Source organism: Desulfitibacter sp. BRH_c19 (assembly GCA_001515945.1).
Taxonomy (GTDB): Bacteria; Bacillota; DSM-16504; order Desulfitibacterales; family Desulfitibacteraceae; genus Desulfitibacter.
Genome location: LOER01000006.1, coordinates 17,817 through 35,745, shown reverse-complemented (window position 1 = coordinate 35,745; position 17,929 = coordinate 17,817). Strand labels below are relative to the sequence as shown.

The following is a 17,929-nucleotide window of genomic DNA, read 5'->3' as shown; positions in this document are numbered from 1 at the left end:
TGCATAGTAGACGTTAAAGTTGAATTAGGTTTCTAAAAAGGTGGCTTATTATTGATGAATGATATCAGCTCTATTGACAGGGAAATCAAGTGGAATGAATCGGATTCAGAGCAATTTTTACAATTTGGAAAAGCACTTGTGCCATATCGCGAAAAGATGGAAAAGATATTAATTGATTTACTATTCACCTACTCTCAAAATGAATTTACAGTCGTAGATATTTGCGTTGGTGGAGGGTGGCTCGCAGAATCTATCTTGAAAAGATACCCTAAATCAAAGGTCATAGCATTAGATGGTTGCGAAAAAATGTTGAATTATGCAAAAGATAGATTAACTTCTTGTGCGGATAGGGTGACATTTAAAAAATTTGACATACATAAACAAAGTTGGGAAGAAAATCTCGGCAAAGTGGATTGTTTTACTAGTATATTAGCTATCCATCATTTAAATGATAGTGAAAAAGAAATGCTTTTTAAAAGACTCTACTCTGGTCTAAAGAGAAAAGGAAGATTCATTATTGCTGATATAATCAAACCCGTTACAGAGGAGTCAAGACTAATAGCAGCACGAGAGTGGGATGAAATTGTAGAAGAACAATCTATGAGTTTTTACGGGGATTTAAGGGCTTACAAGTTTTTTGAACGAGAACAATGGAATATATTCTATTATCCTGATCCAGTTGATAAGCCTTCTATACTTGCGAGTCAGTTGAAATGGTTGAAAAATGCAGGTTTCAGAAATATTGAAGTTCTATTTTACCATGCAGGGCACGCCCTTTTTACTGGCTCAAAGTAAACTTCTCATATTTGCAGAACGTTATATGATTTATTCTTAACGCATGGTTGTTAACACTCTCAATCTGCCTTATAAATTGGATATACTGGCAACCAACCTTTTAACTTTCCATATTTAAAGAGATTAAGCAATATTTCCATTTCCTCTTTTACAAAGTCTATAAACATAACACGTAAGGAATCATTGTTAAGGATCATCACAGCATTACGAAGGTTTTTCTCTACCGCTGCTATACACCCATTGCGCATTTGCTCAAATAAAAATTGGTCACTAATTAATGAACTATTATTTACGTCTTTAGAAATCTTAACACTTTTTGGTGACCTACTTGGTTGAGGTACTTTATATTTATCCAATTGTTCCTCTACTAAAGATATTTCCTTTTCCAAATAATTCAATCCTGCTTTAATAAGCGTTACAAAATCAGCATCATTTGCCCAGTTGTAATATTTATGAGTTTGTTCTAGACAACTATATCTATAATACAAATGCTGTGATAATATAAATGCTTCACCAATATCTATCTTTGGTGGTGTAACGCTATTAGTTGTACCAATGTGAAAGTTCCCAACCTGAATCATAATAATACCCCCAAACTAGTTAGTAATATTTATTTTGCCAATTTAGTGAAATTCAATACACAATTTTTGTAGTCCATCTTATGGGTTTGCCAGGATATGTAATGTATGGGAAAATAACTATATTCTATTTAATACTAACTAGGGGTCCTCATTACAGCTTTAGAAAAGGAGTATAGATAATGAAATTTAAAGCAGTTGAACTGGAAGAAGCGCAAGATATATTTTTCGATGATAAAACAGCAATAGCTGATAAAATTCTTGATGCTTTTCAGGAGATCGATTTAATAAAAAAGCACTCAACGCAGGTATTTAAGGGTGCATCTAAATTACGAAAAAGGACAATGGATTGCAAGGCAAATAGGTAAACAAGCATCAAGTGTAATGAGATCAATGGTTGGTTGTAATGCATTGATAGATATACCGGCAAATTCAGGGACAATCCCACTAGGAGCACTAGTTAAAGCAGTACTCTTAGGCGCGTTAGTAATGCCAGGAACGTTATCGGTTCATATCTCTAATGTTCTATTTTAAGGAGTGCAAAAACAACATTAATTAAATCTAATTTTGGGGTGATAGTTTTGAAAGATTTAGATCAGATAAAACATGATTTAAATTGTTATATTAACCATGACAAGGCCGAATTTCTTCCAAAATTTTTTAAGGCAGTACCCGGTGGTTATGGTGAAGGAGATCAATTTATAGGTATAAGAGTGCCTGATCAACGCAAAATTGCAATGAAACATTATCGAAATGTATCGTTAGAGACTGCTCAGGAGCTATTAAGAGAACCAATTCATGAATATCGATTTACAGCATTAATAATATTAGTCTACAAGTTTGAGAAAGCAACAACAGAGCAGGATAAAAAGAATATTGTAGACATGTATCTAAGAAATACTCTGTACATTAATAACTGGGACTTAGTTGATGTATCTGCAGAAAAGATTTTGGGTGCATATCTTATGGATAAAGATAGGAATATCTTATACGAACTTGCAAACTCAAATATTCTCTGGAAACAAAGAATTGCAATCATTTCTACATTCTATTTTATAAGAAAAAATGAGTTTAAAGAAACCTTAAAAATGGCCAAGATACTACTTCATCATGAACATGATTTAATACATAAGGCTGTAGGTTGGATGTTGAGGGAAGTAGGAAAGAGAGATTTTTTAACAGAACTTAAGTTCTTGGAGGAGCATTATCAATCAATGCCTCGGACAATGTTAAGTTATGCAATAGAGAGGTTTGAACCGGAATTGAGGCAGAAGTTTTTAAAAGGCCTGGTTTAGGAATAAAAAAGAGACATAGATTGTCATTTTACAGAAAAAGTAAATTAATGAAGGATAGATGGCACTTTTGTGGAATTAATTTATATGTTTAATAGATTCAAATGATGTAACATGTAATAAATTTGGAAATATGTGAATGCAATATGATATAGATGTTTGGAAGGGGGGAGAAGAACTTGGCCTTAAGATTTGTACTTGGTGCTGCAGGCTCAGGTAAAACGCAATACTGTCTTAGAAGCATAAGAGAAGAACTAAGGGACAAGCCTGATGGACATGCCTTGATTTATTTAGTTCCTGAGCAGGCTACCTTTCAGCTAGAGAAGGAGCTGGCTTGTACTCCTGGACTAGGTGGGTTAATGAGGGTTCAGGTTCTAAGCTTTCGGAGATTGGCCTGGAGAGTTTTTCGAGAAGTAGGTGGGGAAACTCGTAAGCCCATAGGAGAACTTGGAAAGAAGATGATCTTAAAAAGACTTTTAGAAAATAGAAAAGGAGATTTACAGGTATTTGCTCAAGCAGCAAAGCAGCCTGGATTTTTAGATATCCTCTCAAAAACCATGTCTGAAATGAAAACCTACTTGCTTACACCTGAGCAATTAAAGGGTAGCGCGGGTTTTTTTGACATGGATGAACAAAAATTGCTTGGTGCAAAGCTTAACGACATCAGCATTTTATATAAAGATTTTGAAGACTATCTAATGGATAAATATCTAGATCCAGATGATTATCTTACATCACTAGCAGAAAAAATAAGGCACTGTAATTTTGTGAGGCATTCGGAAATTTGGATAGATGACTTTACTGGCTTTACACCCCAGGAGTATAAAGTTATAGAGGAACTTATAAAAACAGCTAAGCAAGTAAATATTTCACTATCCTTGGACCCACAAAACATCAATAGGCCCTTAGAGGATGAAGACTGCTTTTACATAACAAAGGAAACCTATATAAAAATAAACAAGCTGTCTGTAGGTTTAAAAGTACCTGTAATTGAGAGACTCAGCTTGCCAACTCCTAGCTTAGTACCCTATAGATTTAGAGGATCTCCTGATCTGGCGTATTTAGAAAAGCATTATTATAATCCCGATTTACCTTGCTACCACCAGGAAGTAAATAATCTAGAAATAGCTTCGGCAGTAAATAGAAGAGCAGAAGTTGAAAGCATAGCCAGAGAGATCTTAAATTTATCCAGAACTAAAGGGTACAGGTGGAGAGAAATTGCTGTTATCCTCAGGGATTTTGAAGAGTACCAGGAGTTAGTGGAGACAGCATTCCTTGATTACGGAGTGCCCTTTTTTATGGATAAGAAAAGGTCTATGATTCACCATCCCCTTGTAGAACTGATTATTTCAAGTATGGAAACAGTTCTTGAAAACTGGCCTGTTGAGCCCTTATTTAGGTCATTAAAAACAGACTTTTTTCCTTTAGATAGGGATGCTGTAGATAGACTAGAGAACTATATTATTGCCCATGGTATTAGGGGCAAGGCTTGGCTCCAGTCATCTCCCTGGAGCTATAGAAGAAAAGGAACATTAGGAGAGGATAATGAATTAAGCTACTGGGAAAAAGATGAAATTACCTATATAAACAAAACCAAGGAAATGGTTCAGGAGGTCTTACTTGAATTCCATCATTCCTTAAAGAAAGCAAAGACTGCTATTGAGAAGACTACAGCAATCTATGAACTATTTGAAAGGTTAGAGGTTGACATAAAGCTTAATAACTGGATTGAGGAAGCCCGGGAGAATGGAAATCTTGAAGAAGAGAGAGAACACTCTCAGATTTACCAGGCAGTTATCCAGGTATTTGAGGAGCTAGTAGAATCCTTAGGTGATGAAAACTTAACCCTGGAAGAGTATTCTCAGATTTTAAAAGTAGGTCTTGAGGGTATTGAGCTTGGTTTAATTCCTCCTGGCCTTGATCAGGTAGTGGTGGTATGTCTCGGACGCTCTAGAACACCTAACATAAAAGCGGCATTTTTGGCAGGTGTTACAGATGGTGTTCTCCCTATGAGACCATCCGAAGAGGGCATGCTAACAGATAGAGAAAGAGAGGGTCTTCAAAGGGTGGGAATGGAATTAGCACCTGGAGATGAGAGGTTACTAATAGATGAGGATTATCTAGTTTATACAGGCCTTACTAGGGCAAGTGAGTACCTATGTATAAGCTACCCATTGGCTGATACAGAAGGAAGGGCTCTTATGCCCTCGATGGTCATAGATAATCTTAAAAGACTATTTCCTCAAATAAGGGAAAAGTTCTGGATACTAGAGCCTAAATCACCAGAGGAAACATTAGATTTTGTATGTAGCGGAAAAGGAACTCTACCTTTGATGGTAAGCCAGTTTCGTTATCTAAAGGAGGGAATGGAGGTTGATTCCCGCTGGTTTGATGTTTACAACTGGTTCATTAATCAAGAAGAGTATACACAGAAAATAAGTAGACTATTTCAGGGGCTTTTTTGGACCAATAAAGAGGAACCTCTTTTTATACACACCAGAGAAAAGCTCTTTCATTCAGTAAAAGGGGACACACCTGCTACGTCAGGAACCTCCTCAAGCTTAATAAAAACTAGCGTTTCTCGTTTAGAAAAATATAAGCAGTGTCCATTTGCTCATTTTCTAAACTATGGTTTAAAGCTCAGGAGGAGATTAACCAATAAGCTAGAGGCACCAGATTATGGGCAATTTTATCATGCTGCTTTAAAAGACTTTTTTGAAAAAGCTGCTTCAGAGCAATTGGACATGGCTGATATTACTGAAGCTAAGCTGACAACCATTCTTGATGAAGTGGTAGGTAATTTAGCACCTCAGATGCAAAATGAATTACTTTTAAGCTCAAACAGATATAAATTTCTTGCAAAAAGGCTACAAAATATTATTGAAAGCAGCCTAAAAGCAATGATAGATCATGCAAAAAAGGGCAAGTCCCGTCCCATTGGCCATGAGATAGACTTTGGTTACGAGGGTAGCATACTTCCTCCCCTGGATATACCAATTGATGAAGAAACCACTCTTCAGATTGCTGGTAGGATAGATAGGGTAGATTCTGTAGCTGGTGAGGATGCAAGATATCTTTTAATTATTGACTATAAATCAGGAAATACTCAATTAAAGCTTGATGATCTCTATCATGGCTTGAGCTTGCAGCTTCTTGCATATTTGCTGGTCTGTCTTGAGAACTCAGGATACTTGGAGTTAGATGAAGCTCTGCCAGGAGGCATATGCTATTTTAGGGTTCACAACCCTATAATAAAGCTTGATAAAATTGAAGATGAGGAAAAGATCAAGAAGGAGCTAGGTAAAGAGTATAAGCTTAGGGGAATAGTACTTGCCGATCAAAAATTTGTACGTCTAATGGATAGTGAATTTGCAACGGGCTGGTCACAAGTAATTCCTGTTGGATTAAAAGGGGATGGATTTTATCAGAAGTCCAAAGTATTTACTAGTGAAGATTTTGAACTTCTAAGAAATCATTTTTATAAAACAATTAAGAAAATTGGTCAAGAAATATTATCAGGTATTGTAGCAATTGAACCCTATAAAAAAGGTAAGATAAAGCCATGCACATTCTGTGATTATAAGGCAATCTGTCAATTTGATGTACTGTTCCAAGAGAACAATTACAGGGTTTTAAATAATATTCCTCATCATACAGTCTGGGAGCAGCTAAATAAGGAAAGGGGACACAAAGCTGATGAAGAGTCAAGTAATGCCCCTGAACCTGACATGGAATATGGTGTAAAGGAAGGTGACAATAATGAGTGAGCTAACAATACAGCAGCAGGGAGTAATAGAAGCAAGGGGTTGTAATCTATTAGTTTCTGCAGGGGCAGGTGCAGGTAAAACCCATACCCTTGTGGAACGAATTATTCAGCTTGTATCAAATGAACAAGAGCTTGTTGACCTTGATAGACTCTTGGTTGTCACCTTTACCAATGCAGCAGCGGCAGAAATACGTCAGCGTGTGGGAGAATCAGTAGCAGCTCAAATTCGTAGTGGAAACAGGTCAAAGCACTTACGCAGACAGGTCAGGCTATTGAATAAATCCTCGATTTCGACAATTCATTCCTTCTGTTTAAATGTTATAAGGCAGCATTTCCACAAGCTAGATTTAGACCCTACCTTTAGAATTGCAGATGAATTAGAAAGTGATATCTTAAGAACAGAGGTAGTTGAGAAGCTTCTAGACAGATACTATGATAACGGAGATCTGGATTTTTTGGATCTTTTAGAAAGCTATGGGGGGCAAAGAGAAGATACTCCTTTGCAAAAAATGATACTTCAGATACACAACTTCTCTGCAAGCACACCCTGGCCTGAGAGATGGCTTGATGGGGTTGCCTGTGGGTTTTGTGATGAAAACATTCAGAGCGTTGATGATTACCCATGGATTGACTATCTTAAAGAAGAAATCAGTCTTGAACTACAGAGAGTTAGAGGGGTCTTGGAAAGGGCTTTAAAGATAGCAAATCAAGCAAATGGCCCTACACCACTTGCTGAAAATTTAGAAGATGACATGAGTTTGGTGGATGATTTACTTCTTAACTGTAAAGGCAAATGGAATGTGCTAGAAGATGGATTTCATAGCCTCACCTTTACTCGTTTAAAAAGCTGTAAAGGAATAACTTTTGACGAAGACTTAAAAAAACGCATTCAAGATTTAAGGGATGAAGCTAAAAAGAGTCTTAAAAAAATAGAGGCCCAATATTTTTACAGAACAGAAGCGGAATTTTTGGAGGATATGCATAGTGCTGCTCCCTTAATTGAAAAACTTGTAGAGCTCGTTAAATCATTTAATGAAGACTATAAAAGGGTAAAGCTTGGTAAAGGTCTCCTTGACTTTGGTGATTTGGAGCATTACTGCCTGGAATTACTATCAGAGCATGTAGGTGGTGAGATAAAACCATCTGAAGTTGCAATGGAACTCAGGGAAAAATTCATGTATGTGCTAGTGGATGAATATCAAGATATTAATGAGGTTCAGGAAACAATCCTACAATTGGTCTGTAAACAAGCTCAGCAGGGTCCAAACTTCCTGATGGTTGGGGATGCAAAGCAGAGTATCTATCGTTTTAGGTTGGCAGAGCCTTCCCTTTTTCAGGATAAACAGCAAAGCTTTTCCACGATTGAAGGAAGTAAAAACAGGAAGATAGACTTAACAAAAAACTTCCGAAGCAGGGATTCAGTTATAAATGGTGTGAATTTTTTATTCAGGCAAATAATGACCTCTCTTGTGGGAGAAATAGAGTATAACATAGAAGCTGAGTTAGTTTGTGGTGCAGTTTATCCTGAGGCAGATCAAAATTGTGACAGAAGTATTGAGCTACTGCTTATTGATCGAGCTGAGGGAACTGCTTTGGATAATATATCTGAAGAATTAAATGCTGATGATAGAGATGAAGCCTCCGATCAGAATGATGAAGAAGAGGAACTTGAAGTTAGTCAAATGGAGGCCAGGACAATTGTCCGTAGAATAGAAGGATTTGTCAATGAGGCCTATCCAATCTATGACAAAAGACTTAAAGGCTACAGACCCCTAGAATATAGAGATGTTGTTATTCTACTTCGTGCAACAAGGGGCTGGTCAAATTCCTTCCTTGAAGAGTTCCGCAAAAGGGATATTCCAGCCTATGCAGAGCTTAGCTCGGGGTATTTTGAAGCAGTAGAAGTAAATACAATCATGTCACTATTGAGGGTTATTGATAACCCCAGGCAGGATATCCCCTTGGCCGCTGTACTGAGATCTTCTATAGTAGGGCTTACAGCTGATGAACTTGCTACAATGAGATTGAATAAAAAGGATGGAGATTTTTTCGAAGCAGTCATTGAAGCATCTAAAGGTGAGGACTCTCTTGGCAATAAATCAAAATTAATAGTAGACATGTTAGGAAGGTGGCGAACCATGGCCCGCCGAGGTAGTCTTTCAGGGCTACTATGGAATATTTATGGTGAGACCGGATATTTTGATTTTGTAGGAGGTCTTCAAGGGGGCCAGCAAAGACAGGCCAACCTAAGGTCTTTATATGACAGGGCAAGACAGTATGAGAATCTAAATTTCAGAGGTTTATCCCGTTTTCTGCATTTTATAGAGACATTTCTTGAAAAGGGAAAGGATTTAGGAGAAGCCCGTAGTATGGGAGAAAAGGAAAATGTAGTAAGGATTATGAGCATTCATAAAAGCAAAGGCCTTGAGTTTCCGGTTGTTTTTGTAGCAGGTCTTGGCAAGCAGTTTAATATGATGGATTTAAATAAGGATATTTTAATTCATAAAAAGCTAGGCCTTGGCCCAGAACTAGTAGATAGTAAATTACGTGTCAAAACGTCTACCTTGGCAAAACTGGCTATTAAAAATAAAATTCATCGAGAAAGTCTTGCAGAGGAAATGAGAATTCTTTATGTTGCCCTAACTCGAGCAAAGGAAAAACTCATACTTGTTGGATCGGTAAAGGAATTGAACAAAGCAGTTTTAAAATGGGAGCAAACCCTATTCCATGAGGGATGGCAGCTTCCAGATGGGAATTTGGCTGGAGCAAAAACCTTTTTGGATTGGCTTGTACCTGCCCTACTCAGACACAGAGACATGAAAAACTTGCGTACCTTCCTATCATCAGATAATATACCGAACGTGGGCATATATGAAGACCCTTCTATCTGGAAGTGTATGCTAATTAATAAATATGAACTTGGTATTAGTAAGCAGATTGAGGAAAAAAGTCAGACTATTAAAATTCTAGAAAGAATTAAAAATATAGAAGTAGTTGAAACTGATGGCTCTAATCTTGATACTGTTGAACAGATTTTATCTTGGAAGTATCCATTTCAAGCTACAGTTGGCAAATCTGCAGTTGTTTCAGTAACAGAAGCAAAGGGAATGCTGATGGAGCATCCTGACTTAGCCCCTAACCTAAATCAGGGAGAGATTGTTAAGTATCCTCCCAAAAGAAACAAACCAGTTTTTCTGCAAAAATTAAGGGACCTCAATCAGCTATCCTCTACAGAGTATGGAAATCTAATGCATAAGGTGATGCAGTATCTAAGCTTTGATGCTATTAGGGAGCAGTTAGATATTATAACAATAAAAGGGCAGGTTGAATTAATGCTTGAGCAGAATATCGTTACTCCTGAAGAAGCCAACCTAGTCAATTTTAATCAGGTACTGCAGTTCTTTGAGTCTCCACTAGGTGCTAGAATCTTAAAAGCTAGTGAGGTTAAGAGAGAATTGATATTTACTCTAGCAATTCCTGCTACTGACATTTATAAAGGGGAAGAAAAATTGCTTAAAGATGAATGTGTTCTAATGAGAGGCATCATAGACTGTTTGTTTTATGAAGAGGATGGTGCGGTTGTCGTTGATTATAAGACTGATTATGTTAACCAAACCAACCTTGAAGAAAAAGTTGAGAGTTATAAAAATCAGCTTAATCTTTATTCTCAGGCTGTGGAAACAATTTTAAAGAAACCTGTCAAAGAAAAACACTTATATTTTTTAAGCATCAACAAAGCCATTAGAATTCCAAAGGGAGTTGAATTTAATGAGAGTACTTCACACATCTGATTGGCATTTAGGGAAAAACCTAGAGGGACGAGATCGGCATAAGGAACAAGAAGATTTTATTGAGGAGCTTAGTCAGATCGTTAAGGATGAGAAGATTGACCTTGTTTTAATTGCGGGAGATATTTTTGATACATATAATCCCCCTGCCTTGGCAGAACAACTCTTTTGTAATGCTATAGATATACTGGCAGAAGGAGGTAAACGTGGGATAGTGGTTATTGCTGGAAACCACGACAATCCTGATAGACTGTGTGCCGTGGAAACTTTAGCACAGCGTCAAGGAATATTTCTGTTGGGGCTGCCTGCAAGTGAAATCCATCCCCAAGTCCTTTCCAACAAAGCAAGCTGTGTGAATTCTGGAGCAGGTTGGATTGAGATTTCAGTACCTGGTTGTGAACATAATGCAGTAATACTTACCCTTCCCTATCCTTCAGAAGCTAGGCTTAAGGAGGTTATGAGTCTTGAACTGGATGACGAGAAAATGCAGCAGGCTTACTCAGAGCGTGTTAAAAATCTCTTAATGGCAAATTCCCAAAACTTTCGCAAAGACACAGTTAACCTATTGATGAGTCACATCTATACTGCAGGGGGTAAGATCTCCGATTCTGAAAGAAGCTTTCACTTAGGAGGAGCATGTACTGTTTATCCCGATGCCTTGCCGTCAGAAGTTCAGTATGCTGCATTAGGTCACCTTCATAGGCCTCAGAGGGTGAAAGCGGACGTACCTGCCTACTATTCTGGTTCTCCCCTTGCCTATAGTTTTTCCGAAGCTAATCAGACTAAATCTGTTTACATAGTAGACATAAGCCCAGGTGGTCAGGCTGATGTGAAAAGTGTTCATTTAAATAGCGGAAAGCCCCTTGTTAGGTGGGTAGCAAAAGGTGGTGTCAATGAGGTTCTTGAGTGGTGTGAGGAAGGTAGAAATATGGATGCTTGGATAGAGCTGGAGATATACCTTAAAGAGGTAATGAATCACCAGGAGTTAGCGCTGATTAAAAAAGCTCATCCAGGTATCATAGCCATCAGACCTGTTTTTATTTCAGAAGACAAAGATACTCTGTCAGCAGTAGATCGTTCAGGTGTTGCCATTGATGAACTCTTTAAACAGTTTTATATGACAAAGTCAGGAGGAACCCTGCCTGGTGAAGACCTTATGAACTTGTTCCTAGAGCTTCTAAATGAGGATCAGGAAGAAAGTGAGAAGGAGGTGGAGACTGTATCATGAAGCCAATAAAATTGAAACTACAGGGATTGCATAGCTATCAAGACATTCAGGAGATTGACTTTAGCAAATTATGTGAAAGGGGTACATTTGGTATATTTGGCCCGACCGGAAGTGGTAAATCAACGGTTTTAGATGCAATCACCCTAGCCCTTTTCGGTAAAGTGGAAAGAGCCCCGAAGAATACCCGCCAGGGAATTATTAATCATAATTCTGATAAGGTTTATGTTTCCTATACCTTTGAACTAAATTCTGGGGATGGTTCAAATAGATATATAGTTGAAAGACAGTTCAAGAAAATACGTGAAAATACAGTTCAAAGTGGCAACTGCCGTTTAATTGAAGAAGGTGATTTTGGGCAAAGAGTACTTGCAGATAAGGTCAATGATGTTGATCAGTCTGTTGTTCAGATACTAGGACTTACCGTGGACGACTTTACTAGGGCGGTTGTACTTCCTCAAGGAAAATTTGCCGAATTTTTATCTCTTCAAGGACGGGACCGCAGAATGATGTTGCAACGGCTTTTTAACCTTGAATCATATGGTGACAAGCTCCAGGAAAAGGTAAAAAAGAGAAGTGAAGTAGTAGTCAATTCCATAGAGGGGATAGAGCGTGAAAAGCAGGGTCTAGGGGATGCGTCAGAAATGACCCTAGAAAATGCTAAAGTGTCCCTCGAAAAAGCTAAAGAAGCAGAGCTACAAAGTAAGGTAGCACTTGAAAAAACACAGAAGATCTTTGATCAGTACAGGGAGATCTGGCAAAAGCAAACAGAGCTCCATGGAGTTATTAGTGATAAAAAACTTCTGCTTAAAGAAGAAGGAGAAATAACAGCCTCTGAAAAAGAGTTAAATCAAGCTGAAAGGGCTGAGTCCATAAGGCATCTTTTGGAGGAACAGGAACATCTTGATAGATTAAAAGACATCCAAGCAAAAGAACTAGAAGGCGCCCAAGATATATTTTATAGAACTGAAAGTGAACAGAAAAATCTTCAGAAGGTATTTTTAAATACAGAAAAAGAGTGGGAAGAAAAACAACCACTTCTCATTATGAGAAAGACAAGACTAGAAGAAGCTAAAGTTCTTGAAAAAGAAATTACAGCTTTAATGATTGATGCCACGGAAAGACATAAAAACAAAAAGGCCTGTACTGCAGTAGTAGCTGAATTAGATACTCAGATTCATATCCTAAGGTCAAAAAGGGAAACTAGCCTTAAGGAACAAAATGCAATGAGAAGTATAGTAGGAAATCATACAGTTTCTCCAGAAGATAGGCAGCAGATCAACCTTGCATATAATACTTACCGAGAGTACCAGGATATCTTAGGTCAGCTGTCAGAAAGCAAAAAAGAATTTAACCATAAAAAGAAACTATATCAACAGGCTGAAAATGGATTCCAAGAAGCAGAGCAATTTCTTCTTGCAGTGGTTGCAGAGGAGAAAACTATTTCTGAAAACTATCAGAAAGAGAAAAAAAGAAGTCCAGGAGATGAAAAGAAGTTTTTTTACCACATTAATGAAGTAATTCGCTATGAAAAAGAGATAAATGATCTTAAAGAAAAGATCACCACTCTTACAAATGATTTGTCTACAGCCCAGATAAATAGAAAGAAAACAAGAGAAGACTACGAAACGCTAGAAAAAAGCATCAAAGCTTTGGAGGAAGAACGAAACAAGATCGAAGGTGAATTAAAGGATCAGGAGAGACAGAATCTAGCTGGAATGCTTGTTGAGTCCTTAGAAAATGGTGCACCTTGTCCAGTCTGTGGAGCTAGGGAGCATCCTGAACCAGCCCAGGCAAATGATAGTATTGAAAATTTAAATATATTAAAAGAAAAATCAGCAGAATGTACTAAGGAATTAGATAAATTAGCAGAAGAACTGCGGACTAGTGAAAAAAGCATTTATCAGCAGCAGCTATACCTAGATAGTTTAAAGGATAAACTTGAGCAAGAAAATATTCTCATTGAGGAAAAGCAAACCTACCTGTCTCATCAAAGAAATAGTCTTCCTGAAGCATGGCAGAAGCTTGACTCAGATGAGCTTAAACTAACGTATGAGAGACAACTAGCTACCCTAGAGCAGCTAGAAAAAGCAGTTACAGAAGTCAAAGACAGGCTGAATGCTGCAAAATCAAAAAGAGATGTTTCCCTAAGCAGAAAACAAAGCCTATATGAAAATATTGAGGAATCGGAAGCAAAACTTACTGCGCTAGAGTATAGACTAAAAGAAAAGGAAGCGCAGTTAAATGGAGCAAGAGGCGACATTGATATTCTAGAAATAGTAAATGAATGGAAAAAGCTAGGTGAGTGGGATAAGAAAATTGCTGATCTAAAAACAAGAATAGAAAAAGTTGAACAAGAAATTGAGGACACAAATATTTCCTTACAAGAAGCAGAAAAGGGTATTAAGGAAAAGCAGATTGAAGAGGCCGAGTTGGCAATGAATTTAAATCAGCTAAAGATTTCATATGAGGAAAAGAAGACTCTTTTGAATAATATAACAGCGGGTGAGACTGTTGAAAAACTACTAGTTGAAACAAATAAAGAATTAATGGTTTTAAAGGATAAAAAAGAACAGGCAAAGGTAACCCTAGAGAACGTCTCTGAAAAGAGAACAAAGGCGGAAAAGAATCTTACAACCTTCAAGGCTGATTTTGCCAATACTTTAAATAGAATAGAAATACTAAAAGATAAGCTACTTATGGGTTTAAAGGAACAGGATTTTGAAAATGAAACGGATGCAAGAAGTTCACTACGGCCTATAGAAATTTGCAGGGGGCTTAAGGAAAAAATTCAAAAATTTAACAAGAAGCTTGAAGCACTACTAGAAAGAGAAAAGGACTTAGAGAAGCTTCTAGAACAGAAGACACTATCAGAAGAAGAGTGGCAAACTGTTCAAGCACAATTAAAGCTGTGTATTGAAAACCACGAAAAGGCTTTAGAAGATAAGGGTGCTGCGATAAGAGCTCTAAAGGATATTCAAGCCAAGCATTTCAGATGGCAGCAGTTAGAGGAAGAATTTAAGAAGCTTCAGAAACATGGTAATCTTTTAAGGGAATTAAGGAGGGTATTGACGGGCAATGCCTTTATAGAATTTATGGCAGAGGAGCATCTCTTAAATGTTGCTAGGATAGCATCTGCCCGACTTGGAGAGCTTACAAAGAATCGCTATACTCTAGAGGTAGATTCTGAAGGTGGATTTATTATTAGAGATGATGCTAATGGCGGCTTCAGAAGACCTGTCAGCTCCCTTTCGGGAGGAGAAACCTTTCTAGTGTCTTTTTCGCTAGCATTAGCCCTTTCATCTCAAATACAGCTAAGGGGGACCTATCCACTAGAATTTTTCTTCTTAGATGAAGGCTTTGGCTCATTAGATCCGGAACTCCTTGAAGTAGTTATTTCAGCTTTAGAAAGGCTTCAAATGGGGAGCTTGTCCATAGGGGTAATAAGTCATGTCCAGGAAATGAGAAATCGCATGGCAAGAAGACTGATTGTAACACCTGCCCAAGTGGGTGGGGAAGGAAGTAAATTAACCATGGAAATTGGCTAAAGGGGCAACACCATCTGGTGAAAATCATTTGATATGAAAGGATGTAAAATGGAAGATTTGAAAGAATGTTAGAATAAATCGAGATACAACTGAAGATACTGCCCCAAATATTAATTGATAAACGAATCAACTATTGGAACAATATATCTATAGAACAAGTCTAAATAAATATAAAACTAGTTCAGGACCAAAATATTCTTCTTATGTACCCTGGGCTGATTCATATAGTAATACAACAAAATAACAGCAGATAAAGAGGAGGATTTTTGTGGTCAGATTTTTAGTAGGATTATTAATTGCCATATTTATGGTTTCACCTGTAAATGCAACTGAAATTAAAACAGAAGAAGCTCCAAAGCCAGAGTTAAAGGAAACTGTACCAATTACAGCAGGGGCGGTACTCAAGGAATATCAGTGGCAAACGTCTAGTGGTCATGTAAATATTAATGTTATTGAGGTGGATTTGAAAAATCCCCATGTTCAGGTGGATGTAATACCAGGGGCTGGAAAGCTTACTCAAAGATTAAATGTTTCTGCTATGGCCAAGAATACTGGGTCAGCAGCAGCAATAAATGGGGACTACTATAGTATGAGTGGGGAAGGATCGCCATTAGGTCCGATGATAATGGGCACAAGACTTGTGTCATCTCCATCAAAACTAGAAAATATTTTTGCTCTAGGTATAACAAAGGATAGAATGGCCTACATAGAACCCTTTACCTTTGAAGGAAAGGTTAGCGCTTCTTCAGGAGCTGAGTTTCAGCTATCAGGACTCAATAAAACAATATATTGGGAAGAACCTGTGGGGAGTCATAGTCATGCAAATAAGCTTCACGTGTATAGTGACCTTTGGGGAGGAAAAACTAGGGGTCATGATGGCTCCACAACTCCCACAGAGATGCTTGTAAAAGATGGTCAGGTAGTAGAAATAGTAGTGGGAGAATACTTTGACCATGCAGTTCCAGAAGGAATGTATATTTTGAGGGGTCATGGTGATGCAGCAAATTTCATGGTGGAAAACTTCCAGTCTGGAGATATGATAGATATTCAATATTCTATTGAACCTAATAGAGATTGGTCCATGATAGTAGGAGGACATTCGTTACTGGTAAATGAAGGGAAAGCCATTCCATATTCCAGGAATACTTCTGGTTTAAGTGGAGTCCGTGCGAGGACAGCTGCTGGCATCTCCAAGGATGGACAAACATTGTACTTTGTGGGAGTAGAAAGAAATACTCCAATTAGTGTTGGTTTAAGCCTAACCAACCTATCCAAATTTTTTGAGGAAATTGGTGCATGGAAGGCTTTAAACCTTGATGGTGGAGGATCCACTACAATGGTATCAAGACCTCTTGGAGAATGGGAAACTAAAAGAGTTTTTGAACCAGAGCAGCCCCAAGAACGTTTAGTGGTTAATGCAATAGGAATTTACTCAAAGGCCCCACAGGGACAATTAAAAGATTTAATTATTGGTGGAACAGAGATACTCTTAATTAACGAAGAGACTAATTATACATTGAAGGGCTATGATGAATTTTACAACCCTGTCGACGTTAAAACATTACCTGTACAGTGGCAGGAGACCGGAAAGCTAGGAACCATAGAAGAAAATAAATTCATAGCTCGGAAACAAGGTGCTACTGAAATAAAAGCTACTGTAAATTCTACTAACATTAAAATACCTGTTCAAGTATTAGGTAAAAGTGATCTTAATACAATGGTATTAACAGGTACTTCTAGTGCTAATGTGACAGGATCCCAGAAGCAGTTGCAGCTGAATTTAAGTACTAAGTCTGGTGAGAGCAGGCAGGTTCCAGCTCATCTTGTAGATTGGCAGGTACATGGAATAGAGGGGCACGTTTCTCCTCAAGGAGTATTGACTATACAGGATACTAAGGGTAGTGATATCGGATTTGTAGTTGCTAGATACCAGGGCTTTAGTGCTCCGTTAGTATTACAGTTTCAAGGGGAACGGGAAGTTTTAGAATTTGATAGTATGCAGGGAATTTCCTATGAAGGCGTTCCTCAAGGAGTGCTTGGTGAGATATCTCTTGTTAATGACCCAGAAAACTCTTCAGGACAGGTAACAAAACTAGCATATGACTTTACAAAGGGCCAGGGAACAACCGCAGCCTATGTGAGATTTGTAGGAGATGGTATTCCAGTTGATGATACTACAGAAGGTTTTGCCGTAAGTATTTATGGAAATAAAGGAAATGAATGGTTAAGGGCAGAGCTCCAGGATGGTAGTGGAAATATTCATAGACTTGATTTGAGCTCAGGGATTAATTGGTTGGGTTGGAAGACACTACAGGTTAGTACAAAGGACTTAACTAAACCAGTATCTCTTAAGCGCATTTATCTAGCTGTACCAGAAGAACAAAAAGGTCAAAGAAGCTTACAGGGGAGTATTTTAATGAAGGGTTTAACCTTTACTTATGGTACCAAGGGGACTGAACCTTCAGAACAACAAGTACTGGAGCTTACAATAGGACAAAAAATCTTAAAAATTGATGGTAATGAAACTGAAATGGATGTAGCTCCAGTAGTGATTGAAGGTCGCACCATGGTCCCTGTCAGATTTATATCAGAGGCGTTAGGTTCCTCTGTACTCTGGGATGGAGATACTAGAAATGCAACAGTTATTAAGGAACGTCGCTGGATAGACCTATGGCCAGGAGAAGATATTATGGTGGTTGATGGAACTGCAGTTTCTTTAGATGTAGAACCTCAAATAATGCATGGGCGTACTATGTTACCTCTTAGAGCAGTAGCAGAAAGCTTAGACTTATCTATCCAATGGGATCCAGAGACAAAAAAGATAACATTAGAATAGATCCAAATTAGAAATAAACTCTCCCTGCAAAATATGGAGGGAGAGTTTATTTATAGAGTATGTGCGAACCAAAAACTAAGGTAACAATGGAAATGATCTAA

Annotated in this window: 9 protein-coding genes; 8 read left to right on the top strand and 1 reads right to left on the bottom strand. The window is 37.8% G+C overall.

Going from position 1 to position 17,929, the window contains the following annotated elements; genetic code table 11:
• The first annotated feature begins 54 nt into the window (after positions 1-54).
• Positions 55-795, top strand: a complete 741-nt coding sequence (locus APF76_03625; GenBank protein ID KUO53142.1) for a hypothetical protein — start codon at positions 55-57, stop codon at positions 793-795.
• A gap of 59 nt (positions 796-854) precedes the next feature.
• On the opposite strand, the gene APF76_03620 is transcribed toward APF76_03625, so the two are convergent.
• Positions 855-1,376 (bottom strand): hypothetical protein, encoded by a 522-nt coding sequence (locus APF76_03620; GenBank protein KUO53141.1) that lies wholly within the window; start codon positions 1,374-1,376, stop codon positions 855-857.
• A gap of 179 nt (positions 1,377-1,555) precedes the next feature.
• Between APF76_03620 and APF76_03615 the strand changes: the two genes are divergently transcribed.
• The 7 genes from APF76_03615 to APF76_03585 all read left to right on the top strand — a co-directional run bounded on the left by APF76_03615 (position 1,556) and on the right by APF76_03585 (position 17,828).
• Positions 1,556-1,741, top strand: a complete 186-nt coding sequence (locus APF76_03615) for a hypothetical protein (protein ID KUO53140.1) — start codon at positions 1,556-1,558, stop codon at positions 1,739-1,741.
• A 213-nt stretch (positions 1,742-1,954) separates the two neighbouring features.
• Positions 1,955-2,668 (top strand): DNA alkylation repair protein, encoded by a 714-nt coding sequence (locus APF76_03610; GenBank protein KUO53139.1) that lies wholly within the window; start codon positions 1,955-1,957, stop codon positions 2,666-2,668.
• A gap of 176 nt (positions 2,669-2,844) precedes the next feature.
• Positions 2,845-6,432 (top strand): hypothetical protein, encoded by a 3,588-nt coding sequence (locus APF76_03605; GenBank protein ID KUO53138.1) that lies wholly within the window; start codon positions 2,845-2,847, stop codon positions 6,430-6,432.
• Positions 6,425-10,222: a hypothetical protein gene (locus APF76_03600; protein ID KUO53137.1), complete on the top strand. Its 3,798-nt coding sequence runs from the start codon at positions 6,425-6,427 to the stop codon at positions 10,220-10,222. The genes APF76_03605 and APF76_03600 overlap by 8 nt, the downstream gene beginning before the upstream one ends.
• Positions 10,200-11,447 (top strand): hypothetical protein, encoded by a 1,248-nt coding sequence (locus tag APF76_03595; GenBank protein KUO53136.1) that lies wholly within the window; start codon positions 10,200-10,202, stop codon positions 11,445-11,447. The genes APF76_03600 and APF76_03595 overlap by 23 nt, the downstream gene beginning before the upstream one ends.
• Positions 11,444-14,992: a hypothetical protein gene (locus APF76_03590; GenBank protein KUO53135.1), complete on the top strand. Its 3,549-nt coding sequence runs from the start codon at positions 11,444-11,446 to the stop codon at positions 14,990-14,992. Before APF76_03595 ends, APF76_03590 begins: the two co-directional genes overlap by 4 nt.
• A gap of 268 nt (positions 14,993-15,260) precedes the next feature.
• Positions 15,261-17,828 carry a hypothetical protein gene (locus APF76_03585; GenBank protein ID KUO53134.1) on the top strand — a complete coding sequence of 856 codons (2,568 nt, stop codon included), beginning with the start codon at positions 15,261-15,263 and terminating at the stop codon, positions 17,826-17,828.
• Positions 17,829-17,929: the final 101 nt, after the last annotated feature.

Coding starts and splice junctions, on each gene's coding strand:
- APF76_03600 (KUO53137.1), top strand. CDS start 6,425: ATGAGTGAGCTAACAATACAGCAGCAGGGAGTAATAGAAGCAAGGGGT.
- APF76_03625 (KUO53142.1), top strand. CDS start 55: ATGAATGATATCAGCTCTATTGACAGGGAAATCAAGTGGAATGAATCG.
- APF76_03615 (KUO53140.1), top strand. CDS start 1,556: ATGAAATTTAAAGCAGTTGAACTGGAAGAAGCGCAAGATATATTTTTC.
- APF76_03620 (KUO53141.1), bottom strand. CDS start 1,376: ATGATTCAGGTTGGGAACTTTCACATTGGTACAACTAATAGCGTTACA.
- APF76_03590 (KUO53135.1), top strand. CDS start 11,444: ATGAAGCCAATAAAATTGAAACTACAGGGATTGCATAGCTATCAAGAC.
- APF76_03595 (KUO53136.1), top strand. CDS start 10,200: ATGAGAGTACTTCACACATCTGATTGGCATTTAGGGAAAAACCTAGAG.